Origin of the sequence: Phocaeicola salanitronis DSM 18170 (assembly GCF_000190575.1) — a bacterium.
Taxonomy (GTDB): Bacteria; Bacteroidota; Bacteroidia; order Bacteroidales; family Bacteroidaceae; genus Phocaeicola; species Phocaeicola salanitronis.
In genome coordinates this window covers 1,361,434-1,387,790 of record NC_015164.1, presented here as the reverse complement: position 1 = coordinate 1,387,790, position 26,357 = coordinate 1,361,434, and the positions used below count along the sequence as shown (strand labels likewise).

Below are 26,357 nucleotides of genomic sequence, written 5' to 3'. Positions count from 1 at the left end.
TTAAGCAATAACTTGTTTGATGGTCAATTCAGTAAACTGTTGACGGTGACCGTTCAGTTTCTTATAACCTTTTCTTCTCTTCTTGTGGAATACCAATACTTTCTTGCCTTTTACCAGCGGAGAAACTACTTCGCAAACCACTTTGGCTCCTTCTACGGTAGGAGCGCCTACTGTTACAGTACCGTTGTTGTCTACCAACAAGACTTTCTCAAATTCAACAGTTGCGCCGCCTTCTGCGTTCTGAATGTGCTGAACGAACAATTTCTTGCCTTCTTCAGCCTTGAACTGTTGACCGTTAATTTCTACAATTACGTACATTTTATTTAATATTAAACGGGTTTTCTCCGCAAGGTGAACCCTTCTCTCGGGTCACTTGTCTACCTCCACGGACTAAATCGGCTGCAAAGATACAGCTTTCCGTTCATATAACCAACTGTTTATGCTAAAATATTTTCTAAGAAGCTGTTTTGAATTTCTCCAAAAAGTTTTTCTTGGCTTGATGTGTTCGTTTTCGTGTGTGCTTTGGGCGATTTTTTGGTCCTTTCCGCTCCTGTTCTTCGTCAGATAGCCCGCTATCTTCCTCATCACAGAAGCGAAAATGCCTCAAAAACTCATCCCAAATCATCGCACGATAAATTCAAAACAGCTTCTAAGAGTCTGTTTAAATTTTGCTCAGGTTAATTTTGCGAATTGTTTTCAAGGATGTTTTTCTGATTTTATGAGGAGGATAGCGGGCTATCTGACGAATAAAACCGGGAAAACAGACCGGAAACAAACGCAAAAGAACCTGATAGAATATTATTTTATTGGAAAATTTAAACAGGCTCTAAAGCAATTCCGATAAGTCATTTAAGATGCCGGTATGCGGATAGGCGGCAAGCTCTTCCCGGGTGGTTGTTCCGTGAAGCACGCCTGCAAAGTCTATTCCTGCCGCCCGGGCAGTTTCGGCATCTACAGTGCTGTCGCCTACGTACAGGACATCCGTTTTTTCTGTTTGTAGCTTTTCGAGGGCGATGAATACGCCTTCGGGCGAAGGCTTAGGAGTCTGCACGTCTTCTCCACCTACGATGAGGTCGACCGTGCTTTCGGGAAGCGCATGTCCCAACAGTTCCATGATGCGGTAACGGTATTTGGTGGAGATGATGCCCAGTTTCGCTCCGCGTGCTTTCAGCGTTGTCAGCACGTGTGAGGTTTCGGGGAAGAGGCGGGTGTTTGCCGTCATATACTTGTCCGCTTCCTTTACGTATTCCTTCCGGTAGGCTTCCAGGGTATCGGCATCGGTGATTCCGCTGAGGAGGGAGAACGATTCCACCAGCGTTTTGCCAATGGTCCGCTTGATGGCTTCATCGCTGATGCCGGTATGATGATGGCGTTCGAGCACGTTGCGGTAACACATCACGATGCCTTTCGACGAATCTGCCAATGTATAGTCGAAATCGAAAAGATAAGTCCGGTATGTTTTCATTTGTTTCAATACATGTTTTTGGTGAATAATGCCGCAAAGGTACGTGAATTTGGCGGATTATCCACTTTTTTCAATGGACAATTGTCAATTGTCAATTGCCATCGGGTGATAGTCTTTGGCAAGCCCACCCTCGCTGGTTTCTTTGTAGAGTGAGGGGAGGTCGTGTCCGGTTTCTTTCATTACTTCTACCACACGGTCGAACGATACGCGGTGGTGTCCGTCGGTGAACGCAGAGTAGGTATTGGCGTCAAGGGCACGGGCAGCGGCGTAGGCGTTTCGTTCGATGCAGGGAATTTGCACCAGTCCGCACACAGGGTCGCACGTCATGCCCAAGTGGTGTTCCAGCCCCATCTCGGCAGCATATTCTATCTGTGCGGGACTTCCACCGAAGAGTTGGCTTGCCGCTGCAGCCGCCATCGAGCATGCCACGCCTACTTCTGCCTGGCATCCGGCTTCGGCTCCCGATATCGAGGCGTTGTGTTTGACGATATTTCCTACCAGTCCTGCGGTGGCAAGGGCACGCAGGATGCGGGCATCGCTGAACTCCCGGGTTTTCTGTAAATGATAGAGCACGGCAGGCACCACGCCACAGGCTCCACACGTGGGGGCAGTTACGATTTTTCCGCCCGAAGCGTTTTCCTCGCTTACGGCAAGGGCGTACGCAAACACCAGTCCGCGTGAGCGGAGCGAGTCTTTGAATCCCTTTGCCTTGATGTAGTATGCCGATGCTTTCCGGCGCAGGTTGAGCGGTCCAGGCAATACGCCTTCAGCATCCAATCCACGCAGGATGGCTGCCTTCATTGTTTCCCATACTTCGGCGAGGTAGTCCCATATCTCTTTACCTTCGCATTGTTCTACATATTCCCAGTAGCTGCGTCCGGTGTGTTCGCACCAGTAGAGTATCCGGCTCATCGTGTTCATTTCATAGATGTCAGGAGTGCTACCTTGCGGATGCCCTTCTTCAGCAAGTGCCCCTCCTCCGATGCTGAACACGGTCCACTCATCGGTTTTCTTTCCGTTTCCATCGAAAGCCTTGAAAGTCATTCCATTGGGGTGGAAGGGAAAGAACACATGCGGTTTCCATACGATTTCGACCGGTGCGTGTGGTTGGAGTACGTCTAAGATGGCCACATCGGTCATGTGTCCCTTGCCTGTAGCGGCAAGGCTTCCGTAAAGCGTCACTTCGAAGGATTTTGCTTCGGGATGGCGGGCAAGGAATTGTTCGGCTGCCTTCCGCGGTCCCATGGTGTGGCTGCTAGAGGGTCCTGTGCCTATCCGGTATAATTCTCTGATTGATTTCATCTTTTTAAGTATGTATGTGAAATGGTTAATCTTTTACCACAGATGACACAGAGTATCACAGAGGAGATAAAAATAAAAAACGCTGTGTCCCTCTGTGTTCTCTGTGGTGAATGGTTCATTATATATAATGTGAGTCATTTCAAATCTACCACCGTGATTCCCGCCCCGCCGAACTGTACGTGCTCGTCTTGGAAATGCGCTACGCCGGGTACGGTGGCAAGGTATTGGCGTATCAGTGTGCGCAGGATGCCCGAGCCTGTTCCATGCAGGATGCGGACACGGCTTACGCCTACTTGAATGGCATCATCGATGAAATAGGTGACCGCCTGTATGGCTTCATCGCCGCGCATGCCCCGTACGTCGATGTCTTGCTTGAAGTTCAGTTTCTTCTGGTACATCTGTTCTTGCGTCTCGCTGCTTACGAAGGTGGCTTTTGCCATCACGTTCGAAGTCTTGGGTGGGTCGGCGTGTTCCAGCCGTTCGGTCTTGACATTGGTCTTCATCAGTCCGAACATCACCACGGCGTTCTGTCCGTTTAGTTCCAACACCTGTCCTACACTTGTCTGACCTTTGATGCGCACATAGTCTCCCGTGCAGATGGGCTTTGCTTTCGGCTGCATGGGGGCAGTTTCGGCTTTTTTGTTCTTCCGTTCTTCTTTGCGTTTCTGCTTTTCGCGCAGGCGTTCCATTTTGCGGGCTATTTGTTCTTCGAGGGCTGCGGTGTCAATGGTCTCCACTTCTTGCTTGAAATCGGCAAGTTCCTGGCGTGCCGTGCGTGTGCGTTCTTTTTCCGCTTGTGCTTCCTTGATGGTGCGGATAGTGTTCTCTATCTTGGCGTTCGATTCCTGGAGCAGGTGTTCGGCATCCTCCTTGGCTTTTTGCAGGATTTCCTTCCGTTTGCGCTCCAGTTCTTCTATCTCTTGCTGGTAGCGGGCAATGGTGTCTTCCATCTGCTTTTCTTTCTTGCGGATGTTTTGCCGCTTGGTTTCCCAGTAGCGTTTGTCGCGCACGATGTCTTGCAGGTATTTGTCGCTTTGAATGTATTCGCTGCCCACAATTTCCGAGGCATCGGCTATCACCTCTTCGGGCAATCCGATTTTACGGGCTATCTCTACGGCGAACGAGCTTCCGGGATTTCCTATCTGCAACTGGAAGAGTGCGCGCATCTCGTGGCGGTCGTAGAGCATGGCTCCATTGATTACGCCTTCGTGGTCTTCGGCAAAGTGCTTCAGGTTCTGGTAATGGGTGGTGATGACCCCGAATGTCTGTTTCTGGTTAAACCGTTTCAGTACCGCTTCGGCAATGGCGCCTCCGATTTGCGGCTCCGTACCTCCGCCGAACTCGTCTATCAGGATAAGGCTCTTGCCGTTGCAATATTTCATCATATTCTTCATATTGGTAAGGTGTGAAGAATAGGTGCTCAGGTCGTCTTCGATGCTTTGTTCGTCGCCGATGTCGATAAAGATGTTTTCGAAGATGCCCGCATGGCTCCGTTCGTTCAGCGGTATCAACAAGCCACATTGGAGCATGTATTGCAGCAGTCCTACGGTTTTCAGACATACCGATTTGCCTCCGGCATTGGGTCCTGATATCAGCAGGATGCGTTGGCGGCTGGTCAGTTCAATGTCCAGCGGCACTACCTTCTTATTGTGTTTCGCCAGCGATTTCTGGAGCAATGGGTGTACGGCTTCTATCCAGTCGATGATTTGTTGTTCTTCGAAGGCGGGCTTTACTGCTTTGATATCCATACAGAAAAGGGCTTTGGCACGGATAAAGTCGATAAGTGCCAGGAATTCGTATGATTGCAGGATGGCGGGTACTTGCGGGCGGATAGTTGCCGAAAATTCGGTCAGTATGCGGATAATTTCCCGTCGCTCTTCACCTTCCAGTTCCCGGATGCGGTTATTGGCTTCTACCACTTCTGCCGGTTCAATGAAAACGGTCTTGCCTGTAGCCGATTCATCGTGTACGATGCCTCGTATCTTGCGCTTCATGCCCGGAGCCACAGGAATGACCAACCGTCCGTCGCGCATAGTCGGCGTCACGTCTTTTTCCACGAAACCTTCTGCCTGTGCACTGCGCAAGATGCTGTTCAGGCTGCGCGAGATGCTGCCTGTCGTGTCAGCCAGTTCGCGCCGGATACGCAAGAGCTCGGCAGAGGCATTGTCTTTTATCTTGCCGAACTTGTCAAGAATGTTGTTGATGCGTGCTATGAGCTGTGGAAATACCAGAATATCGGCAGCCAGGGCGTGTAGGGCAGGGTAGGGTGAGTGCGAATCTTCGTCTTCCTCGTCCTCTTTTTGCAGAAAACCCACGATGTCGCGTATTGTTTCCAGCGAGCGGCGCAGATCGAACAGTTCCTGTTCGTCCAGATACAGTCCTTCCACCCGGATGCGTTTCAACGAAGGGCGCACATCGAAAAAGTATTGGCTGGGAAATTCGTCTTCCTCTTCCAGAATGCGGACGAATTCCACTACTTCCTCCAGCCGGCAGTTGATTTCTTCGTAGTCGCTGGAGAAAGCCATTCCGTCTGTTTTTTCTTCGCCCAATGTGCTCAGGCACTTGGCTTTTATAAGGTTCCTGATTTGGTCGAACCCTATTTTCTGTTCAAAGTTTTGTGGATATATCATGCCTTGTTAATGTCTGTTCTAACAATTTGGTTATCGTCGGCAAAGTTACGACAATGCGAAAAAACAATCAAAAAAAGTGATGAAATATTTGCCAAATTGAAAATAATCCGTACCTTTGCAGCGCTTTTGAAAGGAAGCACATCGCGAAAAGCGTTTTGGAGAGGTGGCAGAGTGGTCGATTGCGGCGGTCTTGAAAACCGTTGTACCGCGAGGTACCCGGGGTTCGAATCCCTGTCTCTCCGCTGAAACCTAAGACATTAGGTAGTCAAATTAAGACAAGTCCCGTAAAATCAACGTTTTACGGGACTTTTTCTATTTATCCGGTGGACAACCGAAAGACATTAAAATGCCCACTTCAGACAAAGTTCCGTTACAAAATCGTTACAGGAAAATCGGGAAAATCTTCTGTAACGATTTTCGATGTAAGTCCTTGATTTGTCGCTCATTGACGTTCAAATGTCTGCTTATAACCCAATTATTAATTATTCCTTTGCAGAGGGAAGTCATTACACCCACTGTAACGGAGCTAAATTAAAAAAGGATATGAGTAAGAGTACATTTAAGATTCTGTTCTATCTAAGAAAGAACTATCTGAACAAGGAAGGAAAAGCGGGTATTATGATTCGTCTGTCGCTTAACGGTGAAATTTCTCAATTCAGCTCAAAGCTGGATATAGAACCTGATAAATGGGATACCACATTGGGCAAGGCGAAAGGAAATACACAGAAAGCCCGCCAGTTGAATGAAACATTGGAGGACATCCGTGCTTCGCTGAAAAACCACTACCGGGATATTGAAGTGCATGAGTCATTCGTAACGGTAGAAAAAATACGCAATGCGTTTTTGGGAATAACGGCGAAACAAAGAACACTGCTGGAACTTTTCAAGAAACACAATGAGGATGCAAGAAAACTGGTCGGCATCAGCAAGACTCCTGCCACCCTCGCGAAGTATGACCGCTGCTACCGGAGGCTGGAGGAATTTATGAAAGTGAAATACAATATTTCGGATATATCACTGAAGGAAATCGGCCATATGTTCATTACGGACTTCGAGAACTATCTGAGAACGGAAAGCAAATGCAATGAGAATACTACGGCAAAATTCATGCAGACGTTCAAGATGATTGTAATCATCGCCAAAAACAACGGTTGGATTTATACTGACCCGTTTTCAAATTATAAAATCAGACTGAAACGTGTGGACAGAGGTTATCTGACGGATGCGGAACTGCAAAAGATAATGAAGAAGAAGTTTCCGACTAAAAGACTGGAACAGGTACGGGACGTGTTCCTGTTCTCCTGTTACACGGGATTATCATATGTGGACGTGAAGGAACTGAAGGCAAGCGACATCAGAATCTCGTTTGACGGGAAGCCGTGGATCATGACGCACCGTCATAAGACAGATACTCCGGTAAACGTGCCGCTGCTGAAGATACCGCAGGCGATACTCCAGAAATATGAAGGTCAGCTCCCCAAAGGTCAGTTGCTGCCTGTGCTGAGCAATCAAAAACTTAATTCTTACTTAAAAGAGATTGCGGATTTGTGCGGTATAAATAAAAATATTACCTTCCACCTGGCACGTCACACGTTTGCTACGACCACTACTCTGGCTAAAGGCGTGCCGATTGAAACGGTGTCGAAAATGCTGGGGCATACGAACATTGAAACGACGCAAATCTATGCCCGCATAACCAATGAGAAGATAAGAAAGGATATGGAGGTCCTTGCGGGAAAACTGGATGCCATGTTATGACCTCCATACTGAGATTCCATATATAATGTATAAAAGCAACTATTATGGTGAGATTTGGCAATTTTGAAGTGGAATATAACCGCAATGCACCTGATAAGGTGAGCGTAAGGATAGAAACGGACGACAAGGGCGAGGTATGGTTGCCGAAATGCGACATCGCACGGGCGTATGGCGTGTTTGTACAGTCGGTAAATGCCGGACTGAAATCCCTTGCAAAAACCGGAGACTTTGATGAATACCGGGATGTGCGGGTCGAACATTTCACCTATAACGGAAAAAATTGCAGTGTGGACCTCTACAGTCTGGCAACCATCATTGCATTGGGATTCCGCATGAAGGGACTGAAATGCGAGGCATTCAGAAAGTGGGCTGCAAGACGGTTGGCAGAATCATTTGAAAAGAAGAAAAGTACGGTGATTCTCTGCATGAGCGGCGAAAAGAGAAACAGCTGGAACTGAAAGCCGCAGGATATGGCGGATATACGTGTCGGGATAGTCTCCCCTGTTCGGGAGGCTGTCCCGACACGTGTTTTATATAAGTTAAAAAATATAAAACCGTAAACGCGCTTATCCGTAAACCGATAATAATGTGTAACTTAAATCCCTCTTAAACCTGTAATTAAAGACAGAAACGGTATGGTGGAAGAATTTGACCTGCTTGAAGAGGTGGAAGTGCAGTTCTGCGATGAGGAATGCACGGAGTCGGTATGGCACGGAGTGAATTACAGCGAAAGCCTGTTCAGCAGGGAGAAACCGAAGTCGGAACTGACGGTAGTCATCAGAGAGGAAGGCATGATGTACTTCCTGACTGCGGACATAAAGGAGTTTGCCGGTCTGTGCCGGAAACACGGGTGGTACATCGTCTCGCACCAGCGGTTCAGCGAAGCGATGGAAATCGGTATGTGCCTGATGGAAGCCGGGAAACATGCGGGATGGTATTCGCTGGGCAGGTCGAAGGAATGGAATGCCATGATGAGGGATGTGCTGAACTTTACGTTTGAAAGGGAGAAGAAAATGGATTTCTATCCGTACGAAACAATGTTCAAGGGAGAAGTTCTTATAGACGGGTGCAGGTGCCACTACCTGCATGACTATTACCCAACGAAGATTGAAAAGACGGATACACACCAGAAACGGGTAAGCAACCTGATATTCCGTTTTAAGGAAGGAGGATACTGCGGCGAGCTGGTCGCACGGATACTGGCACTGTGTCTGAAACATGCGGGATTCAACGGAACGAAGGAAGACACGGTACTGATACCTATACCCGCATCGACAAGGGAGAGACAGCGGAAACGCTTTCCGGTGGTATGCTACTACCTATCGGAATGGCTGGGCATTACGGACGGTTTCAAAGCCATCTGGATAGAGGAAGACCGCGAGCAGCTGAAAGGAAAAGGAAAGGATAAGGACATACTGCGGAATCTGCAATTCACACGGCGGTATATCAGAGGAAAGAATGTTGTCCTGCTGGATGATGTACTCACGACCGGGGAGAGCTTCAGGCAACTGCAACGAAAGATGAAGCAACTTGGGGCATTGTCGGTTATCGGGGTGTTTCTGGGGAAGACTGTATAATTGATTAATATTCAATTTATTTTTCTATATTTGTTTGTCGTTGAAGAAATGGCGTACGTATTAAGTAAAAATATACAACATTAAAATACTTTGAGTTATGATTGATTTTAGGAAGAAGTTAGGAAAAAAAGAAGTTGAAAAGAAGATAAATCCATTAGAGATTTATGATGAATTGGATAGAAGAAGTGTTACAGGTCCATTAAGACCTGTACAATATAAAATATTGGATGAATGGTTTAAACATAAGCAGAAAGACAAGAATCTGATTATCAAACTCCATACTGGAGAAGGTAAAACTTTAATAGGGTTATTAATACTTCAGTCTAAGATAAATCAAGGCGAGGGACCTTGTGCTTTTGTGTGCCCTAATATCTATTTGTCACAACAAGTTGCTAAAGAAGCTGAAAAATTTGGTATTCCATATTGTGTAATAGAAAGTGATAATAGTTTACCTAACGACTTCATTGAAGGAAAGCGAATTTTAATTGTACACGTTCAAAAAATATTTAATGGAAAAACTATTTTTGGAATTAATAACTTTTCCACACATATCGGGACTATCATTTTAGATGATTCACATGCATGTATTGATTCTATAAAAGATTCTTTTACTATTAGGATTCCGAGGGAAAAACCAATATATGCAGAAATATTGACACTTTTTAAGGAAGATTTGTCAGATCAAGGTGAAGGTGATTTTTTGGATATTTGCAATGGTGATTATGAAGCTTTACTTCCTATTCCATATTGGTCTTGGATTGATAAAAAAAGTGAGATTACCAGTCTGTTGTCTAAACATAAAGATGACGATGAGCTGATGTTTATATGGCCTTTAATAAAAAATAATCTTGAGGATTGTCAGGCTTTTGTTACAGGTAAAGGTATAGAAATACTTCCATATAATATTCCTATTGGAAGTTTTGGTTCATTTGCTAATGCAAATCAAAGAATATTAATGTCTGCTACGACTCAGGATGATTCTTTTTTTATAAAAGGTTTAGGATTTGATGTTAACGCAATAAAGAATCCTTTAATCAATACTGAGCAAAAGTGGTCTGGTGAAAAAATGATTTTGATACCATCATTAATTGATGAGTCACTAGATCGTGATTTAATAGTAAGCCAATTCGCAAAACCTAATGATAAAATGCATTTTGGTAGAGTAGCAATTGTTCCAAGTCTTCGCAGATCGGAACAATATTATCATTTAGGCTCTACTATTACTAACTCAAAAAATATTTTTGCTAACATTTCAGATTTGAAAGCCGGTAAAACCAGTAATACAGTAGTAATAATAAATAGATATGATGGAATTGATTTACCAGATGAATCTTGTCGTTTATTAATTATTGACTCAATGCCATATTTTAATTCATTGGTAGATCGATATGAAGAACAGTGTAGAATTAATAGCGATGTTATCAATATTCGTTTGGCTCAAAAAATAGAACAAGGTTTGGGAAGAAGTGTTAGAGGTGAAAAAGACTATAGTGTTATTTTATTAATTGGTGCTGATTTAGTGAAGTTTATTAGGAGCATAAAAACTAATAAATATTTTTCTTCCCAAACAAGGAAACAAATTGATATTGGTTTCCAAATTGCAGAAATGGCGAAGGATGAACTTAAAGCAGATGAACCTAGTCTGAAAGTAGTAGCATCGTTAATATCCCAAGCTGTAATAAAAAGAGATGAGGGGTGGAAAGAATTTTATCGTGAAGAAATGGATAAAATTCCAGTTTTAGAAAATAAAAATAATATTTATGAAATATTGGAGCTAGAGAAAAAAGCAGAGATTTTTTCTATGCAAAAGAATTATGAAGACGCATGTAATCAAATTCAAGCGATATTGGATAAATACATAACTGAAGACTCTGAAAAAGGATGGTATTTACAAATATTGGCACGATATAAATATTTCATTAGTAAAACTGAATCTAATCGACTTCAAAAAGCGGCTTTTAATTGTAATCTACATTTATTAAAACCAAAAGATGGAATAACTTATAAAAAGATTAACATTATTAATGATTCTAGAATTCATAGAATAAAGAAATGGATTGCTCAATATAATGATTATAGCGAATTGATGTTAGCTGTAGATGGTATTTTAAATGATTTTTCGTTTGGAGTGAATGCAGAAAAATTTGAAATGGCTTTGCAGAATATAGGCCTGTTATTAGGTTTTATAAGTCAAAGACCCGATAAAGAAATTCGTAAGGGACCAGATAATTTATGGGGTGGTATTGAACATAAATTCATTTTACTTGAATGTAAAAGTGAAGTTAGTGAAAGCCGTGAAACTATAAATAAGCATGAAGTAGGACAAATGAATTCACATTGTGGATGGTTTGAGAACGAATATGGCAAAGATGTATATGTAAAAAGAATTCTAATAATTCCTACTAATAAATTATCCTATGAAGCTGATTTTACACATGAGGTAGAAATCATGAATAAGAAAAAGATTAAACAGTTTAAGAATGCTATAAAATCTTTTGTTAAGGAATTTAAACCTTATAATATTCATGAGATCGAAGATGATAAGATTCAGGATTTTATAAATGCTAATAAATTAAATGTAAAGGATATTGAAAGTCTTTATACAGAATCTTGGATACGAAAAAAATAAAATATTATCACTACATTTAGAATGATTTTGTAAACTGTTATAATATATAAGAACGTTAGATATGGCGGCTTCATCCGTGCTTCAGTGCCGGATGGAGTCGCTTTTTTTTTGTGCCCGTATGCGGGGGAAACGGGGATTATGGAAGAAAAATAGGGAAAATCATTCCCTACTATGGAAATACTATGGATTGTGCCTGCGTGGAGTTGCGCACCTTTGCAGCGTAACCAATACGGAAGGATATGGAAATAATAACGATGGACAATGAGGTCGTGAAGACGATGATGGAGAAGATAGACCGCATAGCGGACTATGTTTTCAAGAAAGACAACGTGCCGAAGGAGGAAGCGGAAATCCTGCAATGATAAAGTTTAGACAAGCGAAAGTCTATGAGTGACACAAAAAGACAGTTTTCAGTTACTAAATCGTTACACTTGAAAAATTGAACTGAATTAAAATGTTGATTCATAAGGATTTTGGAGAGAAAGGTTCATAATCCTGTCTCTCCGCTGAAACTGAAAACAAGGCATTCAAATGAGCCGTCAGTTTAAAGCATAAAGCACCGTAAATCAGTAGATTGCGGTGCTTTTCTTGTTTCCCCATTCCTATTTCACATAGCTGGGATTGTCATGTTCATAGCGTGCTAGGTTGATAAGGAGTTCGGCTTCCTTGCTTGTCAGTTGTGTAAGGCGGTTACTTAACTGTTTTTATATTATAGCTATGAACTTTTTCGAATATTTCAGGTCGTTTTAAGGTCGCAGAATTTTCCCTATCATTTTTCGGTTGGCTTTTGCCACACCCTCCGTGTCAATGGAGGAAAGATAAATTTGCGTGGTTTTCAGACTTTCGTGTCCCAACCCCTTGCTGATGACGGATAGGCTGACGCCCATATCTCTCATTGTACTTGCCCAGCTGTGGCGGCCGGTATATGTGGTGAGCGGCATTTGTAATCCTGCCATTGTCCCTATTTTTTTTAAATGATAGTTCACTTTGTGTTCCATCCGTTCGTATTGGATACGTTCTGTTCCGTCTTGAACGGTAATGATAGGCAACAGGTATGGACTTCCGATGGTCAGGTGTGCGTATGTGTCCACAATGTCTTGCATGGCAGGTTCCCAACTGATGTTCAGAACCTGTCCGGTTTTTTTTCGGCTGTATTGCAGTTTGCCGTTTTTTATGTCGTTTTTCTTCAGGTATGCCATGTCTACAAACGAGATTCCTTGCAGGTAGATGCATAGTATGAACATGTCTCTGGCAAAGGACTGCGGCGACCCTTCCGGAAGCTGAAGTTGTTTGATGGTACGGATGTAGTCCAATGGAATGGCACGTTTGGTGGTCTTGGCGAATCCGGTGAATACGTGGCGGAAGATGTTCTTGTCGGTGGTTAGACCCGCTTCCACTGCTTTGCGGTAGAGGGTGCGCAACGTGCGCAAGTAGCACGACGAGGAGTTGCGCTTTACCCCTCGTCCTTTCAGCCATGCTTCATACAAGTTCATCGTTTCGGTGTCTAATGCGTCGATGGTGATGTCTTCCCCATCCCTAAACAGGGAGAAACTTGCTAATGCGTCACGGTAAGTCTTGGCGGTTCCGTTTCTGCCTATACGCATCTTTTGGGCAATCATGCTGTGAATGAAGTCGAACCATGTCCGGCATGGGGGGAGAAGCTTGAATGCTGACACAATGTCATCGGCGGTGTATTCCGCTAACGCCTGTTCTTTTTCAGTGATGAGTGTAGTGAGCTGCTTGCTGTCCCATAGTATTTTGGATATGGCCAGTCGCAGTTCCGCCTGCCTTTCTGGTGTGCCGGTGATGCGTATAAACGATGCTTTTTCGTCCCATTCGTCCGGCTTGATGTGGTAATCGGTATAGGCCAATCGCACGCTTCTGCGGTGTAACACTTGGAAATAGAGTGTGCCTTCTTTGTCGGGGACAGTCGAAGGGCGGAATTTAAGTTTGATAGATGCCATAATATTTGATTTTAATGTTTATTGAAAATAAAACCAATATAGGCACCTATGATGGTATCAACAAGATTGTGTAAATAAAGCCGCTGAAAATTTGTTATCCTGCAGCCACCCGTTTTCTGTATTCGCTGGGCGTATATCCTGCCACTTTCTTAAATACCCGGTTGAAATGTTGGGAATATTGAAAGCCCAATTCATCGGCAATCTGGTTTACGGTCTTCTCCGTATCGGCGAGCATGTCTTTGGCAGTATCTATGATTTTACCCTGAATGTATTCCTGCGGATTTTTTCCCGTTTCTTTCTTAATAAGGTCTCCGAAATAGTTGGGAGAAAGAAATACCTTATCGGCAAAATACCGTACGGTCGGCAGTCCGTTGGTACGCGACTTTCCACTTTGAAAATAATCGTCGAGCAAAGCTTCGAAACGGGTCAGCATATCCTTGTTTGATTTCTCGCGGGTGACGAATTGCCGGTTATAAAAACGCATACAATAGTCAAGCAGCAACTGGATATTTCTTGCAATCAGCCGTTTGCTCAACTTGTCTATCGGATGCGTCAGTTCCATTTTTATTTTAGCCAGACAATCGAGGATGATGCTTTTCTCTTCGTCCGAAAGGTGCAGGGCTTCGGTAGAATTGTAAGAGAAGAAAGAATAAGACTTGATTTCCTGTCCGAGCGATGTGCCTTTAATCAGATCGGGATGAAACACAATGCCGCGTGCCGTGGGCTTCATGCCTTCCAGCATTTCCGTTTCCGACACCTGCCCCGGTGCGAAACTGGTAATCGTGCCTTCCCGATAATCATAAACCTGCCTTCCATAACGGATATCGCCACATTTGGTTTCTTTCAAGAACAGGGCATAGATGCCGTAATTGATAGTGAAACGTATAGGGAATCGGGTGGCTTCCGAAAGGTCGATGACATTCACCAACGGGTGAAGTGTTTCCAGTCCGAACAGTTTGTTGTACTCTTCTACCGTATCCATTTTTATCAAATCTGTTTTCATATTCGTATCATCATTACATTCTTGTATCGCAAAAATAAAAGTTTCTACCGTAACTTGTATCGGCGTTGAACCGTAATCTGTAAATGAGTTACAAATCTCCGTAAATAGGTTATGTCCTTTAAGTTGGATACCGGCTATTTTTGCAAAAAAAGAAAAGCGATGAATGATAATGGAAAAATAAACCGCAGGGACTTTATCAAGAGTTCCGTGCTGACCGGAGGAGTATTGTTCGCACAGGCAGCGATACCTGCCCGTGCCATGGATTTTCTTTCGGAGAAAAACAAGAATGAAAACGCAATGTTTACAGATGACGGATTAGTAAAAGGAGTATGCGACATCCACCTGCACTGCCGCCCCGATTCACGGGACCGCTCGGTAGATGAATATGGTTTCATGCAGGATGCCATGCGTGCCGGATACCGTGCCGTGATGTTCAAGTCCAATGACTTCAGTTGTCACGACAGGGCATATATCATCCGGCAGGCACTGCCGGAAGCGGAATGTTTCGGCAGTTTCTGCATGAACCGTGTGCATGGGGACAAAGTAAATCCGTTTGCCGCACAGAAAGCCGTAGAAACAAGTGGAGGACTGTGCCGGTGCATCTGGATGCCGACACTTGACGCAGCCTATCATTACCAATGTGAAGGCAGGAAAGAGAAAGGCATTCCCGTGTTGGATGATAACGGACAGGTATTGCCCGAAGTCATTCACGTAATGGAAATCTGTGCGGAAGCCGGCATCATCTTTGCCACCGGACACGCTTCGCCGCAGGAAAGCATCACGCTCGCCCGTAAGGCAAAGGAAATAGGTGTGGATAAATTTGTCGTCACTCATGCCAATTCTCATTTCTGGAAAATGACTGCCGACCAGATCAAGCAGTGCATCGACCTTGGTGCGTACATCGAATATTGCTACCTGCCCTGCCTGTGGGGAGAAGGCACAAAGATGCCGCAATATCTACGGCAAAGCATCGGGGAGTTTGCCGGTTTTGTCCGCATCGACCCGTCACGGAGTTTTATTTCCACCGACTTAGGACAGGCGGTGATGCCACACCCCATTGAGGGTATGAGGGATTGCATCCTGAAACTGCTGGCAGAAGGCATCCCTCAAAGCGACATTGACTTACTGATACGCCATAATCCTACATGGCTGATAGGATTGGATAAATAAAATCACGGAGCATTATGGATAGAAGAGATTTCATCAAAAGCGGATTATTCGCCGCGGCTGTCGGTGCCGCAATGGGACCGAAAGCCATTGCGCAAGAAGCAAACAGACGTGTGGAGCAGGAGCAGAAAGCAAAAGACATCCTGAATTACAACCCACAGATGCAATACCGCCCGATGGGCAGAACAGGGGTAAATGTATCGGCATTAGGTTTTGGCATGTTGCGCCTGCCTATGAAGAACGGGCATGTGGATTTCGACCAGACCACCCCAATGGTACACCGTGCCATCGAAGGCGGAGTGAACTACATTGATACCGGACGTGTCTATATGGGAGGCGAAAGCGAGCAGGCAGTCGGCAAGGCACTTGCCGGAGGCTGGCGCGACCGAGTTTATGTCACTTCCAAAATGCCGTGGTGGGAGATACAGAGTGCAGACGATTTCGAAAAGTTCTTCGACCAGTCAAGACGGACCATAGATACCGATGTAATTGATTTCTACCACATCCACATGATTATGCACCGGGCATGGAAAGACTATGTGCTGCCGTATCGGCTTATCGAGAAGATGGAGAATCTGAAAGCGCAGGGGAAAATACGCTTTATGGGATTCTCCTTCCACGACAGCCTGCAACTGTTCAAACGGGTAGTCGAATATACACCGGCATGGGATTTCTGCCTTATCCAGCACAATTACCTTGATTATGAATACGAGGCAGGTGTGCTCGGCCCGAAATATGCCGCTGCCAACGGTATGGGGCTGGCGGTAATGAAGCCTGTCCGCACCGGCTTCCTTGCCAACCTGCCACAAAGTATGAGGGAAGCACTTGCCTCTACTGGCATCCGGAAACCCGATGCGGAGTGGGCACTGGATTACCTGTGGGACATTCCCGAAGTAAGCGTAGCCGTCAGCGGCATGGGTTCCATGGAAGATGTGGAAGAAAACCTGAGTTATGCAGCCAAGGCAAAACCGAATATGCTTACACCTGCCGAACGCGAGGCATTGGGAGCAGCCATCTACGCTTACCGTCATGCACCGGGACACATTGACTGTACCGGATGTTACCAGTGCATTCCCTGCCCGCAGAATGTCGCCATCGGCTACATCTTTGCTTATGTCTACAACAACTACCTGCTGCACCGCAACAAGGAACGGGCAATGCTGGATTACACCGTATCCATGTCTCCCGTCCAGCGCGGCGACCCGGCATCCTCGTGCATCGGATGTGGAGAATGTCTGGCAAAGTGTCCGCAGCATCTGGATATTCCCAATCTGTTGGCAAAAGTAAAGGAAACGATGGGAAAATAATCCGTAAATCGGTTACAACCGTCAGTAAATATGTTATCTCCTTTCCGCCGGCAGCCTGCTACCTTTGCATCAGAATCATTAAATATAACCTACAAAATGAAAACGAACAATAACTACGACATGTATATCCCTACCCGTGTAATGTTCGGTGCAGGGATGCTGAACAAACTGAGTGAACAACCCATGCCGGGCAAACGTGCCCTCATTATTATCTCTAATGGTAAATCCACCCGCGCCAACGGCTATCTTGCCCGCACGGAAGAGCAGTTGCACAAGGCTGGTGTGGAGACCTGCATCTTCGACGGTGTAGCTCCCAATCCTACCGTAGGCAACGTCAATGCCGGTGCAAAGACTGCACGCGACAATGGGTGTGATTTTCTCGTTGCGTTGGGTGGAGGCAGTGTCATGGATTGCGCAAAGGCTATCGCGGTCATGGCTACGAATGAAGGCGAACTGTGGGATTACGTGCCCATCGGTTCAGGAAAAGGACAACCTATTGCCGTAAAACCGTTGCCTATCATAGCCATCACCACTACGGCAGGCACAGGGTCGGAAACGGACAACTCCGGCGTTATTACGAAGGAGGACACGTTTGAGAAAGCCTTCGTGGGCGATGCATCCCTGTTCCCCGTCCTCTCCATCGTTGATGCAGAACTGATGAAGAGTGTACCGGCAACATTCACTGCCTATCAAGGCTTCGATGCCCTGTTCCATAGCACGGAAGGATACATTGCGAAAGGTGCCAATCTGATGAGCGACATGTATGCCCTCGAAGCCATCCGCAACATTGCCGAATACCTGCCCCGTGCCGTCAAGGACGGCAACGACCTCGAAGCCCGTACCCGTGTGGCTTTCGGCAATACATTGTCCGGCGGCGTGATGTGCCTGACGCTTATCACCAGCGAACACGCCCTGGAACATGCCCTTTCCGCTTATCATCCCAACCTGCCCCACGGTGCCGGTCTGATTATGGTGAGCCGTGCCTATTATAAATATTTCATCGGGCACCATGCCTGCGACGATCGCTTCATCCGCATGGCACAGGCAATGGGTATGCCGGAAGCCACGAAACCCGAAGACTTCCTGACCGCCCTCACCCGTCTGCAAGAGGCGTGCGGCGTTGCCGACCTGAAGATGTCCGACTACGGCATTACTCCCGACGAGTTCGAGACGCTGATGCGTAACACCCGCGAAGTAATGGGCGTGATGTTCACCAGCGACCGTGTCCAGATGTCGGACGAAGATATCGTGAACGTCTATCGGGAATCCTACAAATAAGAACGACTCCCATTGGGAACAGCGGGGAAAGCACTTCTCCATCAGGATTGACGTTGTCCCCGCTGGGGAAAGCACTTCTCCGCCAGGATTGGTGCTGTCGACTACATGGTAAGTAATTTTAAAAAAAGGAAAAAACGATGAATAGACTGCATCTCGTCCTCCTGTTGCTGCTCTCGGTCTTTATGACAGCAGTTCAGGCACAACAAAGAGTTTCAGACAATCAAATGAAAGCAAATATGGGAAATAACACAATCAGACTGACCATCAAGGACGGTAAGACATTTACCGCCACTTTAGCGGATAATTCGTCCGCAGATGCTTTGATAGAATTGCTATCAAAAGGAGACGTCACCGTGGAAATGGAAGACTACGGCAACATGGAAAAAGTGGGACCGCTGGGTACCAGCCTTCCGCGCAATGACCGACAGACATCGACCGGTCCCGGCGACATCATCCTTTACCAAGGGAAATACCTGGTAATTTATTATTCGACCAATTCGTGGAACTTCACCCGCATAGGCAAGATAGATAATACCAATGGCGCACAATTGAAATCAGCATTGGGAAACGGTGATGTAACGGTAACGCTCTCATTAGGCAAATAATAACGATGAAAACAAGAACATTAGGAAAACAAGGACTGGAAGTTTCGGAAGTAGGACTGGGCTGCATGGGATTTACGCAGAGTTATCCTCCTTATCCCGACCGGAAAGAAGCCATCGCCACGCTGCGCGAGGCGGTAGAGTTGGGAGTTACATTCTTTGATACGGCAGAGGTGTATAGTGCGTTCAAGAACGAAGAGTTAGTGGGCGAAGCTTTGGAACCGGTCCGCGACAAAGTAGTCATCGCCACGAAGTTCGGCTATAACTTGGTGGATATGCCCGACCTTAATACATCGGTACGCCCCGTAAGCCTGTCAAGCAAACCCGACACCATCCGCCGGGCGGTGGAAGGTTCGCTCCGCCGCCTGCGTACCGACCACATTGACCTCTACTACCAGCACCGGGTAGACCCGGATACGCCGATAGAAGAAGTGGCGGATACGGTTGCTTCGCTCATCAAAGAGGGCAAGGTGTTGTATTGGGGCTTGTCCGAAGCCGCCCCTGCCACGGTGCGCCGTGCCCATGCCGTTTGTCCGCTAACGGCAGTGCAGAGCGAATATTCCCTGTGGTACCGTCAGGTGGAAAAGGAACTGCTCCCTACCTTGGAGGAGCTGGGCATCGGCTTCGTGCCGTTCAGTCCGCTGGGGAAAGCCATGCTGACCGGACGCTTCGACCGCAACACCACGTTCGACAAGACGGATTTCCGTTCCTCCATTCCCCGTTTCCAGCCGGAGAACCTGCAACACAATGTAGCGTTGGTAGAGTATGTGAAAGAACTTGCCCATCGGAAAGAAACCACTCCGGCACGTATTGCCATCGGCTGGCTTCTGGCACAGCAACCGTGGATTGTCCCTATTCCCGGCACGAAACGTATTGAACGCATCAAGGAGAATATCGGAGGAGCGGACATTCGCTTTACTGCGGAGGAGTTTGCCGATATCCGCCGTCATCTGGACAGCATCGAAATCATCGGAGCACGATATTCCGCAGACCAGGAGGCGTTGACCGGCAAATAGTCATACAATTTTCAAACGGAAGAGAATATGAAAAAGAACATCGGCCAGACATTGGCATTGTATCCTACTCCCGCCGTAGTAGTGGGTACGGAGGTAAACGGAAAGGTAAACTGGCTGCTCGTTGCCTATGTGGGCATCATCGGGCACGACCGCATCCTGCTGAGTATGCACAAGGCGCATTACACCAACCAAGGTGTGAAAACCACAGGCAGGGTGTCCGTCAATATGGTAGACGAAGCCATGCTGCAACGTGCTGACTACGTAGGTTGCGTCAGCGGAGCGAAGACGGACAAATCAGAAGTCTTTGCCTGGCATCCGGGTGAAGCCGGAACTCCTGTCATTGATGAAAGTCCGTTGGTGATGGAATGTGAGGTGGTAGATAATTACGGAACGGATACGTTCGATAACTTCATCTGCAAAATCACGAACACCTATGCCGAAGAAAGTATTCTCAATGACAAAGGGAAGCCGGACTACAGCAAACTGAAACCCGTCCTCTTCGAAATGCCCAACTATACCTATTTGCGGACGGGAGACGAAATCGCTAAATGTACGACATTTGGAAAAACATTTAATCCTGAGAACTGATGAAGCGCCGGGATTTTCTCCGTAAATCCCTGCTCGCAGCTACAGGGAGTATGATCTTGGGAGGCGGCATCATGAAAGCCGTAGAAAATTTGAACACTAAAAATAGTAGTAGAATGAAAATAGTAGTATTGACCGGTAGTCCTCGCCGGAATGGTAATTCGGCTTATCTGGCGGAACAGTTCATCAAAGGCGCACAGGAAAAAGTTTATAAGCAAGAACATGATGAATATGAAGCAGTCTATAATTGTATTGGTTTTGTTGCTGGCAGGACTCATGCCGGCAAAGGCACAGAACGACGAAACAATGAACAGAATAGAAACGTGCAAGGAAAATTACCGTACCCTTTTCGGCGGTGAAGCCCTGACCGGACAGGGCACAGACCCGGAGATGATGGACATCCTTCAGAAATTTATCTTCGGCGAAGTGTTTACTACGGGAAACTTGAGCTTGAAACAACGCGAAATGATTACCTGCGTCACCCTTGCCACGATGCAGACGCTTCCGCAACTGAAAGCTCATGCGGGAGCTGCCCTGAACGTGGGCGTCACCCCTGTGGAATTACGGGAAGCGATGTATCTGACAGCACCGTTCATCGGTTTCCCCAAGATGCTCAATGCCGTCGGAACGGTGAACGAAGTATTCAAGGAGCGCGACATCAGCCTTCCCTTGGAGAATCAGACCACCGTCACCGAAGCGAACCGTCATGAGCAGGGCGCAGCCATTCAGGACAAACTCTACCACGGAGGAATCTCTGCCGTGATGGAAGGCGTGCCCGGCGGAATGGGTGAAGAGGTAGCACGCTTCCTGACCGACTATTTCTTTGGCGAAATATACACCCGTAACGGACTTGACTTGAAAACCAAAGAACTGCTCGGCTACTGCATCCTGACGACACTGGAGGCGGAAAGCCAGTTGCAGTCGCACTTCCACGGAAACATCCAGGCAGGCAATACGCCCGAAGAAGTGACCGCAGCGGTCATCCAATGTCTTCCCTACATCGGTTTCCCGGCAGCCATCAAAGCATTGCGCATCATCAAGCAGGAAACTGCCCAACCGACCGCATCGGCCACAGATAATCTGGTACGTCTCTCGAAGATAACCGTCGATGTTAACCGGCTGGACGAATACAACGCCTATCTGAAAGAGGAAATAGAAGCCTCCATGCGGCTGGAGCCGGGCGTGCTCACTCTTTATGCCACAGCCGAAAAGGATGCGCCCCACAAGATTACCATCCTCGAAATCTATGCCGACCGTGCCGCTTACGAAAGCCATTTGAAGACTCTCCATTTCCAGAAGTACAAACAGGGTACGCTGGATATGGTAAAGGAGTTGGAACTGGTGGATACGACACCGCTGATTCCGGGACTGAAAATAAAGTAATTTTTTTCATGCCAATCAGGAGTTAAAAGGGAGTTATAGGTAGTTATCGCCCGCAGGGCGGGCTGGAAGTTAGATGCCAATACCTTTTTGCGCCGGTTTCAGAAGTAAGACTATTGGCCTGTAACTCCTGTGAAACATAACTACGTTTAACTCCTGATTCGCATTTTTCATTTAAAAGGCAATATGGAAGACTTGAACAAGAAAGAAGGTTTCAGCCGTCGCGGTTTTCTGAAGACGGCGGCTGCCGTGGGCGCAGCTCTGGCTGTCTCCCCGGCATTGGGCAAAGTACAGGCTGCCACCTACGTGGCTGCCGGAAGCAAGGGAGCATTTCTGCCGAAGAGTGGAAACAGTTGGAAGATGCCGTTGCAGCCATTCCCGTGACGGGCGACCGCTACAATGCCGAACAACAGAAACAAGTGGGATTCTGAAATTAAAAATCCCTTGCCAGCCGTTCCGCTTGCAGGGGATCTTCAGAACTTCTTATACCATGCGCGGTATGGATTGGTGCATTTTGTTGATGTCACAATTCCTGTATGCTGTCTCCGTTCCGTTCAGCCTGCATTACTAAACGGTACATTATCATACGCAGATTAGTTAAAAGGTTGTCGTTATTATCTTTTTGCTTCAACGCAGATAGCTTCGTCTGGTGTAAGATTATTAATCTTACAGCGGATGAGCCTATATCAAGCCAAGAAAAACTTTTTGGAGAAATTCAAAACAGCTTCTTAATGATTTTTAGTGGACACGTGTGTATTGCATACGCCTCGAATGCGCCAATTTATTCACGTAGATGTTTTTAAGGGCGTATGTGATACGTCCCTACAAGCCAATTGGGCATGCGGCATAAATTGTATTTCGTATGTAGATAAAGCGTGATATATATTTTTAATAGCCTTATCAAGCTCCCTTGATCCGGAGGGTGTGGTAAAAAACAACCAGAAATGTTCGACAAAATTCGTTGCTGTATAATATGAAACGGCGGATTTTCGCAACTGATTGATTACCAAGGTGCAACTTTGTACAAGAACCAATTTTAGTCGAATAAATGCAATCGCTATTCGACTAAAATTCTGAATCTTTTAAATTTTTCCGGCGATAAATGCCTCTGCATTCAATCTTTTTATATACCTTTGCAGCATATTCGTCGCTTCATATTATACAACTATGGTAAAGCGGCGGGTTTAGAAATGTTTAATTGATTGAAAATAAAATATTTGTGATATGGGAATGAAAATGCTGAAGTGCATTGCGCTTTGTTCTTCTCGTCACATAAAAACGGTGGATCATTGCTGCTGAGGTTCGTCCAGAATGCCGCCGTTATACCTGAAATAAGGTGCTCCGGAACTATCATGCGAATGCCATGAGAGGAACATGAGGAACACACTTTCGCAAATGAAGAATTATAGTCAATCAGAAATGAATTGCGAAAAATCATAGCTTGCTTTTAGAGTCATTTAAATTTTGTTACCAATGACGGATTATCCTTAACCCTCTTGTCATTCTGATGACCGTAGGGAGGAAGAATCTCACATCCACGTGGATGTCTACGAGATCCTTCGCTGGCGCTCAGGATGACAATACCTGTCATAATCGAATGGGGTTTCCGCAGGAAATGGGCACTCAGGATGACAAAATGAAAGTTGATTTCTATTTTGATGCACCTTCTACTACATGCAGTATTTTCGTAAACCAATTTCGTTCAACTATAGTTGACAAGGCTTTTAAAATGTTAGCCAAACTATCGGCTTAACAACTCCCTATAACTCCTTATATATCATTATGCCCGACAAGCTTAATCACGTGGATTACCGTTGGTACGTAGTGCGCACCAAGCGTCATCAGGAGAGCAAACTGGTGGAACTTCTGGAAAAGCAAAAGGCCCAGACCAAGAATATCCTTGAAATTTACGCGCCCACCCACACCACGGTGAATGTGCATCAGGACAGCGACGATAAACAGAAGCCGCTGTTCGCGGGCATCGTGTTCGTACTCGCTACGCAGGATGCGCTGATGAATTTCATGAAAGAGCATTCCTTGGATGCCGGCATGCAGTACGAGCGTAAAAATGAAAAAGGCGAAAGGACACGGATGTGCGTCATTCCCGAATCGCAGATGCGTGCTTTCCGCGACTATAATGAGAACTATGCCGACAAGGTGATTGTCCTGGAGCATCCTTATTCCGACTATGCTTTCAACACGAAAACGGGCGAACCGAACGAGATTGTACGTGTCATCGACGGTCCGCTTGCAGGCTGCGAGGGCTACATCTGCCGTTTCCGGCATGAAAAACGATTGGTGTTTCAGGTACAGGGTTTTGAACCGGGCAGCTGGCTCACGGTCTCCTGTCCCAAGGCATGGGACTTGCGCGTGGTTCGCCTGCACAATATGGAGGGAGACAGGTTCTCCATCGGAACCGAGAAAGGACGTGCCGTGGATCTGCTTGTAGGCTTCCTGCAGGCCTGCGGCTATGGAGAACGTACGCTTCCGATGCTATATGACATCATCGCCCGTCTTGTCATCAAGCCCTCGTTGGTCTCGCTCTGTAAGAATCTCCATGCGCAAGGCGATGCCGCTTTAAGCCGATGTTTGGCTCTGATGACCGGCAAGGAGGCGGAACTCGTCATCAACCTCGTGCGCTACGAGCATGACAATCCGGGTTACGTAAAGGCCAACTGGAGTAAGTTGACGCTGCGGCCGTTCCTTACCCCGACTTCCGGTGTGGAAATGGATGAAGGCAAGACAGAAGTGAAACTCCGTCACAAGGATTTTACGGAAATCGTCCGCAAAGTGGACATTACGGAGGAAGCCTACCAACCCAGCAGGAAAAAGAACGAGACGCTTACAACAACCTATTATGCCCACATTGGCATGATGGAGGATAAAGACAAGGAAGAATGTACTTACTTCGCCAACTGGGACGGTTTTCTCCGGGAATACTTCCTGACGGCAGGAAAGGCCAATGAAAAACTGGTTGCCGGAACGGTGGAGACCGTTTCTGACGGGAGGGCTAATACGGAAAAGCTTATTGAGTCTTTCCGCAACTATGCCCCAACATTATATAAGGTATTGACGGATGAAGATTCAGCTGTAAAAGCCGTACAGGATTTCAAGGTCGGCGAGGATACGCTGAGCGTCATGGCCATCAAGTCTTCAGCACAGGAAAAAGATGAGGTAAAGGATCTGCTGATACAGGCTTGTGTCCGCATCTGCAAGGAAGTCAACTCCACCAACCACCTTTCCGTATGGCGCAGGTATTTGCAGACGGTGTGGCTGCACAATTAATATTTTTAGAAGCTGTTTTGAATTTATCGTGCGCTGATTTTGGATGAGTTTTTGAGGCATTTCCGCTTCTGTGATGAGGAAGATAGCGGGCTATCTGACGAAGAACAGGAGCGAAAAAGACCAAAAAATCGCCCAAAGCACACACGAAAACGGATACATCAAGCCAAGAAAAACTTTTTGGAGAAATTCAAAACAGCTTCTTAACTCCTATGCTTACATTTGTCCAATTCTCCTCCCGATGGAAACGCCTTCACCATCCTTCCATGGACGTGGAAGGCGATGTGGGCTTTTTCTATCAGCTATACGGCAAGCTGTATCATCTTATCGGACAGGAGGCGAGGTGTTTCGATAGTTCTAAAATTCTTCCCTTTCTGCTCTATGTAGAAAATACCATCGCCGTCGGGCTTGACGGTGTTTACGAATACAGGTACCGCAGCGTGGGCAATGTGGAGAGCCGCTGGTGCAACGGGTTTGAAATGAGTGCCACAGCCGACTCCAAAGTCCACAACCTCGTGGGCAGGGCTGTGGCAGACGCTCGCTGCAGTGCCTTGCGGCGATGGATGACGGAAAGCGTGCTGTCGGGTGATTTCTCCCGCCTGAGTGAGATGTTGACATGGTTTGCATGCGAAGACAAAATCTTGCGTTACGTCTATCCAGACCTGCGTTGCCGCAAAGCAATGTTCATGCGGCTCGCCGGAGATAAACAGGTTTCTAAGAAGATGCTGTGGACTGACCTTGCTTTCAACTGGCGTGACAAGCGCGGTTATTCCCTGGTAAACACCATTGCCAGGCAATTCCGTTTCTCGTCTCCTTCCTTGGGAAAAGAGGAATGTGCCCTGTTGAAAGAAGTGGCAGAGATGCTCGATACCATCCGTTCCGAAAGGTTGGATACTTATACGGTCATCGATTGGAAGGATGAACACCTGCTTGCCTTACTCCACAGAGACGGGCGTGAGTTCCGTGACGTGATTTTCCTGCAGTCCGTTCCGGATGACGTGCAAAACCGTCATCTTGCCGCCCAGCTTGTCACTTACAATGACAAAACCTACATAAACGGTTCTGCAGTCTGGCTCAACGAGGAAGCCCTGCCGATATGGAACGGTGAAGCCAATTGGAACGACATCGTGAAGAAAGAACAGGATGCGGCCAAACTCGCTTATTTCACCACCGCGTTCGGCAAGCGGCTCAGCCTTTACGAAGATCTCTACACCGTGCCGGAAGACCCGGAGGAAGCCTATTATGCCGACATGGGCATCTATTTTGACGAGCCGAACATCTTCGATTTCCTGGGATGCATGAAGCCGTCAAGGGCATCCGATGCTCGGCCAAACGGTGAGGTGATTTATCTGAACAGGTAACAGGTATAAAATATAATGAATTCCTTTAACTCCTTATTGGGCAAAATGCGG

21 protein-coding genes, 1 tRNA gene and 3 pseudogenes are annotated in these 26,357 nt (G+C 46.5%); 18 read left to right on the top strand and 7 right to left on the bottom strand.

From position 1 onward, the window contains the following. The 5 genes from rplU to BACSA_RS06205 all read right to left on the bottom strand — a co-directional run bounded on the left by rplU (position 1) and on the right by BACSA_RS06205 (position 5,397). Positions 1–318 carry a 50S ribosomal protein L21 gene (gene rplU, locus BACSA_RS06220; RefSeq protein ID WP_013617251.1) on the bottom strand — a complete coding sequence of 106 codons (318 nt, stop codon included), beginning with the start codon at positions 316–318 and terminating at the stop codon, positions 1–3. Between the two features lie 136 nt (positions 319–454). Beyond that, positions 455–625 (bottom strand): hypothetical protein, encoded by a 171-nt coding sequence (locus BACSA_RS19250; RefSeq protein WP_158098149.1) that lies wholly within the window; start codon positions 623–625, stop codon positions 455–457. Between the two features lie 201 nt (positions 626–826). Next, positions 827–1,465 (bottom strand): HAD family hydrolase, encoded by a 639-nt coding sequence (locus BACSA_RS06215; RefSeq protein ID WP_013617250.1) that lies wholly within the window; start codon positions 1,463–1,465, stop codon positions 827–829. An 84-nt stretch (positions 1,466–1,549) separates the two neighbouring features. Continuing rightward, on the bottom strand, positions 1,550–2,767 hold the full coding sequence (locus BACSA_RS06210; protein WP_013617249.1) for an L-serine ammonia-lyase: 1,218 nt from the start codon (positions 2,765–2,767) through the stop codon (positions 1,550–1,552). A gap of 134 nt (positions 2,768–2,901) precedes the next feature. After that, positions 2,902–5,397, bottom strand: coding sequence for an endonuclease MutS2 (locus tag BACSA_RS06205; RefSeq protein ID WP_013617248.1), 2,496 nt, complete (start codon positions 5,395–5,397; stop codon positions 2,902–2,904). 157 nt (positions 5,398–5,554) lie between these two features. Between BACSA_RS06205 and BACSA_RS06200 the strand changes: the two genes are divergently transcribed. The 6 genes from BACSA_RS06200 to BACSA_RS20735 all read left to right on the top strand — a co-directional run bounded on the left by BACSA_RS06200 (position 5,555) and on the right by BACSA_RS20735 (position 11,723). Continuing rightward, a tRNA-Ser gene (locus BACSA_RS06200) sits at positions 5,555–5,639 on the top strand. Between the two features lie 301 nt (positions 5,640–5,940). Beyond that, complete coding sequence (locus tag BACSA_RS06195) at positions 5,941–7,155, top strand: site-specific integrase (protein WP_013617247.1); 1,215 nt, start codon at positions 5,941–5,943, stop codon at positions 7,153–7,155. A 44-nt stretch (positions 7,156–7,199) separates the two neighbouring features. Continuing rightward, positions 7,200–7,613 (top strand): virulence RhuM family protein, encoded by a 414-nt coding sequence (locus BACSA_RS06190; RefSeq protein WP_013617246.1) that lies wholly within the window; start codon positions 7,200–7,202, stop codon positions 7,611–7,613. Between the two features lie 177 nt (positions 7,614–7,790). Next, positions 7,791–8,732, top strand: a complete 942-nt coding sequence (locus tag BACSA_RS06185) for a ComF family protein (RefSeq protein ID WP_013617245.1) — start codon at positions 7,791–7,793, stop codon at positions 8,730–8,732. A gap of 97 nt (positions 8,733–8,829) precedes the next feature. Beyond that, entirely contained in the window at positions 8,830–11,361 is a 2,532-nt protein-coding gene (locus BACSA_RS06180) for a DEAD/DEAH box helicase family protein (RefSeq protein ID WP_013617244.1), read from the top strand. A 239-nt stretch (positions 11,362–11,600) separates the two neighbouring features. Further along, positions 11,601–11,723, top strand: coding sequence for a hypothetical protein (locus tag BACSA_RS20735; protein ID WP_262501250.1), 123 nt, complete (start codon positions 11,601–11,603; stop codon positions 11,721–11,723). A 384-nt stretch (positions 11,724–12,107) separates the two neighbouring features. Here BACSA_RS20735 and BACSA_RS06175 read toward each other — a convergent pair whose 3' ends face one another. Beyond that, entirely contained in the window at positions 12,108–13,325 is a 1,218-nt protein-coding gene (locus BACSA_RS06175; RefSeq protein WP_013617242.1) for a tyrosine-type recombinase/integrase, read from the bottom strand. A 94-nt stretch (positions 13,326–13,419) separates the two neighbouring features. Continuing rightward, a complete protein-coding gene (locus tag BACSA_RS06170) occupies positions 13,420–14,328 on the bottom strand; it encodes a helix-turn-helix domain-containing protein (protein WP_013617241.1) in 909 nt (302 codons plus the stop codon). Positions 14,329–14,487: 159 nt separating this feature from the next. Here BACSA_RS06170 and BACSA_RS06165 point away from each other — a divergent pair, with 159 nt between their 5' ends. The 12 genes and pseudogenes from BACSA_RS06165 (at position 14,488) to BACSA_RS06115 (ending at position 26,306) form a co-directional block, all read left to right on the top strand. Next, a complete protein-coding gene (locus tag BACSA_RS06165; RefSeq protein WP_041584263.1) occupies positions 14,488–15,498 on the top strand; it encodes a DUF6282 family protein in 1,011 nt (336 codons plus the stop codon). A 14-nt stretch (positions 15,499–15,512) separates the two neighbouring features. Further along, positions 15,513–16,802 (top strand): aldo/keto reductase, encoded by a 1,290-nt coding sequence (locus BACSA_RS06160; RefSeq protein WP_013617239.1) that lies wholly within the window; start codon positions 15,513–15,515, stop codon positions 16,800–16,802. 96 nt (positions 16,803–16,898) lie between these two features. Beyond that, positions 16,899–18,080, top strand: a complete 1,182-nt coding sequence (locus BACSA_RS06155; RefSeq protein WP_013617238.1) for an iron-containing alcohol dehydrogenase — start codon at positions 16,899–16,901, stop codon at positions 18,078–18,080. Positions 18,081–18,217: 137 nt separating this feature from the next. Beyond that, positions 18,218–18,685, top strand: coding sequence for a cyclophilin-like fold protein (locus BACSA_RS06150; RefSeq protein ID WP_013617237.1), 468 nt, complete (start codon positions 18,218–18,220; stop codon positions 18,683–18,685). A gap of 5 nt (positions 18,686–18,690) precedes the next feature. After that, on the top strand, positions 18,691–19,698 hold the full coding sequence (locus BACSA_RS06145; RefSeq protein ID WP_013617236.1) for an aldo/keto reductase: 1,008 nt from the start codon (positions 18,691–18,693) through the stop codon (positions 19,696–19,698). 27 nt (positions 19,699–19,725) lie between these two features. Further along, positions 19,726–20,250, top strand: a pseudogene (locus BACSA_RS06140) (flavin reductase family protein); the annotation flags it as partial. Between the two features lie 149 nt (positions 20,251–20,399). Continuing rightward, positions 20,400–20,642, top strand: a complete 243-nt coding sequence (locus BACSA_RS20565) for a hypothetical protein (protein WP_245546588.1) — start codon at positions 20,400–20,402, stop codon at positions 20,640–20,642. Beyond that, on the top strand, positions 20,560–21,666 hold the full coding sequence (locus tag BACSA_RS06135; protein WP_316928577.1) for a carboxymuconolactone decarboxylase family protein: 1,107 nt from the start codon (positions 20,560–20,562) through the stop codon (positions 21,664–21,666). The genes BACSA_RS20565 and BACSA_RS06135 overlap by 83 nt, the downstream gene beginning before the upstream one ends. Before the next feature lie 183 nt (positions 21,667–21,849). Continuing rightward, positions 21,850–21,939: pseudogene (locus tag BACSA_RS20560) on the top strand (twin-arginine translocation signal domain-containing protein); the annotation flags it as partial. 50 nt (positions 21,940–21,989) lie between these two features. After that, positions 21,990–22,094: pseudogene (locus tag BACSA_RS20555) on the top strand (aldo/keto reductase); the annotation flags it as partial. Positions 22,095–23,445: 1,351 nt separating this feature from the next. Further along, on the top strand, positions 23,446–24,948 hold the full coding sequence (locus BACSA_RS06120; protein ID WP_013617232.1) for a transcription termination/antitermination NusG family protein: 1,503 nt from the start codon (positions 23,446–23,448) through the stop codon (positions 24,946–24,948). 209 nt (positions 24,949–25,157) lie between these two features. Next, positions 25,158–26,306, top strand: coding sequence for a hypothetical protein (locus BACSA_RS06115; protein WP_013617231.1), 1,149 nt, complete (start codon positions 25,158–25,160; stop codon positions 26,304–26,306). Positions 26,307–26,357: the final 51 nt, after the last annotated feature.

Excerpts from the sequence above, each read along its gene's own strand:
- BACSA_RS19250 (WP_158098149.1), bottom strand. The coding sequence starts at position 625 with ATGATTTGGGATGAGTTTTTGAGGCATTTTCGCTTCTGTGATGAGGAA.
- BACSA_RS06195 (WP_013617247.1), top strand. The coding sequence starts at position 5,941 with ATGAGTAAGAGTACATTTAAGATTCTGTTCTATCTAAGAAAGAACTAT.
- BACSA_RS06120 (WP_013617232.1), top strand. The coding sequence starts at position 23,446 with ATGCCCGACAAGCTTAATCACGTGGATTACCGTTGGTACGTAGTGCGC.
- BACSA_RS20565 (WP_245546588.1), top strand. The coding sequence starts at position 20,400 with ATGAAAATAGTAGTATTGACCGGTAGTCCTCGCCGGAATGGTAATTCG.
- BACSA_RS20735 (WP_262501250.1), top strand. The coding sequence starts at position 11,601 with ATGGAAATAATAACGATGGACAATGAGGTCGTGAAGACGATGATGGAG.
- BACSA_RS06205 (WP_013617248.1), bottom strand. The coding sequence starts at position 5,397 with ATGATATATCCACAAAACTTTGAACAGAAAATAGGGTTCGACCAAATC.
- BACSA_RS06160 (WP_013617239.1), top strand. The coding sequence starts at position 15,513 with ATGGATAGAAGAGATTTCATCAAAAGCGGATTATTCGCCGCGGCTGTC.
- BACSA_RS06115 (WP_013617231.1), top strand. The coding sequence starts at position 25,158 with ATGCTTACATTTGTCCAATTCTCCTCCCGATGGAAACGCCTTCACCAT.
- BACSA_RS06145 (WP_013617236.1), top strand. The coding sequence starts at position 18,691 with ATGAAAACAAGAACATTAGGAAAACAAGGACTGGAAGTTTCGGAAGTA.
- BACSA_RS06215 (WP_013617250.1), bottom strand. The coding sequence starts at position 1,465 with ATGAAAACATACCGGACTTATCTTTTCGATTTCGACTATACATTGGCA.
- BACSA_RS06175 (WP_013617242.1), bottom strand. The coding sequence starts at position 13,325 with ATGGCATCTATCAAACTTAAATTCCGCCCTTCGACTGTCCCCGACAAA.
- BACSA_RS06190 (WP_013617246.1), top strand. The coding sequence starts at position 7,200 with ATGGTGAGATTTGGCAATTTTGAAGTGGAATATAACCGCAATGCACCT.
- BACSA_RS06150 (WP_013617237.1), top strand. The coding sequence starts at position 18,218 with ATGAATAGACTGCATCTCGTCCTCCTGTTGCTGCTCTCGGTCTTTATG.
- BACSA_RS06180 (WP_013617244.1), top strand. The coding sequence starts at position 8,830 with ATGATTGATTTTAGGAAGAAGTTAGGAAAAAAAGAAGTTGAAAAGAAG.
- rplU (WP_013617251.1), bottom strand. The coding sequence starts at position 318 with ATGTACGTAATTGTAGAAATTAACGGTCAACAGTTCAAGGCTGAAGAA.
- BACSA_RS06135 (WP_316928577.1), top strand. The coding sequence starts at position 20,560 with ATGCCGGCAAAGGCACAGAACGACGAAACAATGAACAGAATAGAAACG.
- BACSA_RS06155 (WP_013617238.1), top strand. The coding sequence starts at position 16,899 with ATGAAAACGAACAATAACTACGACATGTATATCCCTACCCGTGTAATG.
- BACSA_RS06165 (WP_041584263.1), top strand. The coding sequence starts at position 14,488 with ATGAATGATAATGGAAAAATAAACCGCAGGGACTTTATCAAGAGTTCC.
- BACSA_RS06185 (WP_013617245.1), top strand. The coding sequence starts at position 7,791 with ATGGTGGAAGAATTTGACCTGCTTGAAGAGGTGGAAGTGCAGTTCTGC.
- BACSA_RS06210 (WP_013617249.1), bottom strand. The coding sequence starts at position 2,767 with ATGAAATCAATCAGAGAATTATACCGGATAGGCACAGGACCCTCTAGC.
- BACSA_RS06170 (WP_013617241.1), bottom strand. The coding sequence starts at position 14,328 with ATGAAAACAGATTTGATAAAAATGGATACGGTAGAAGAGTACAACAAA.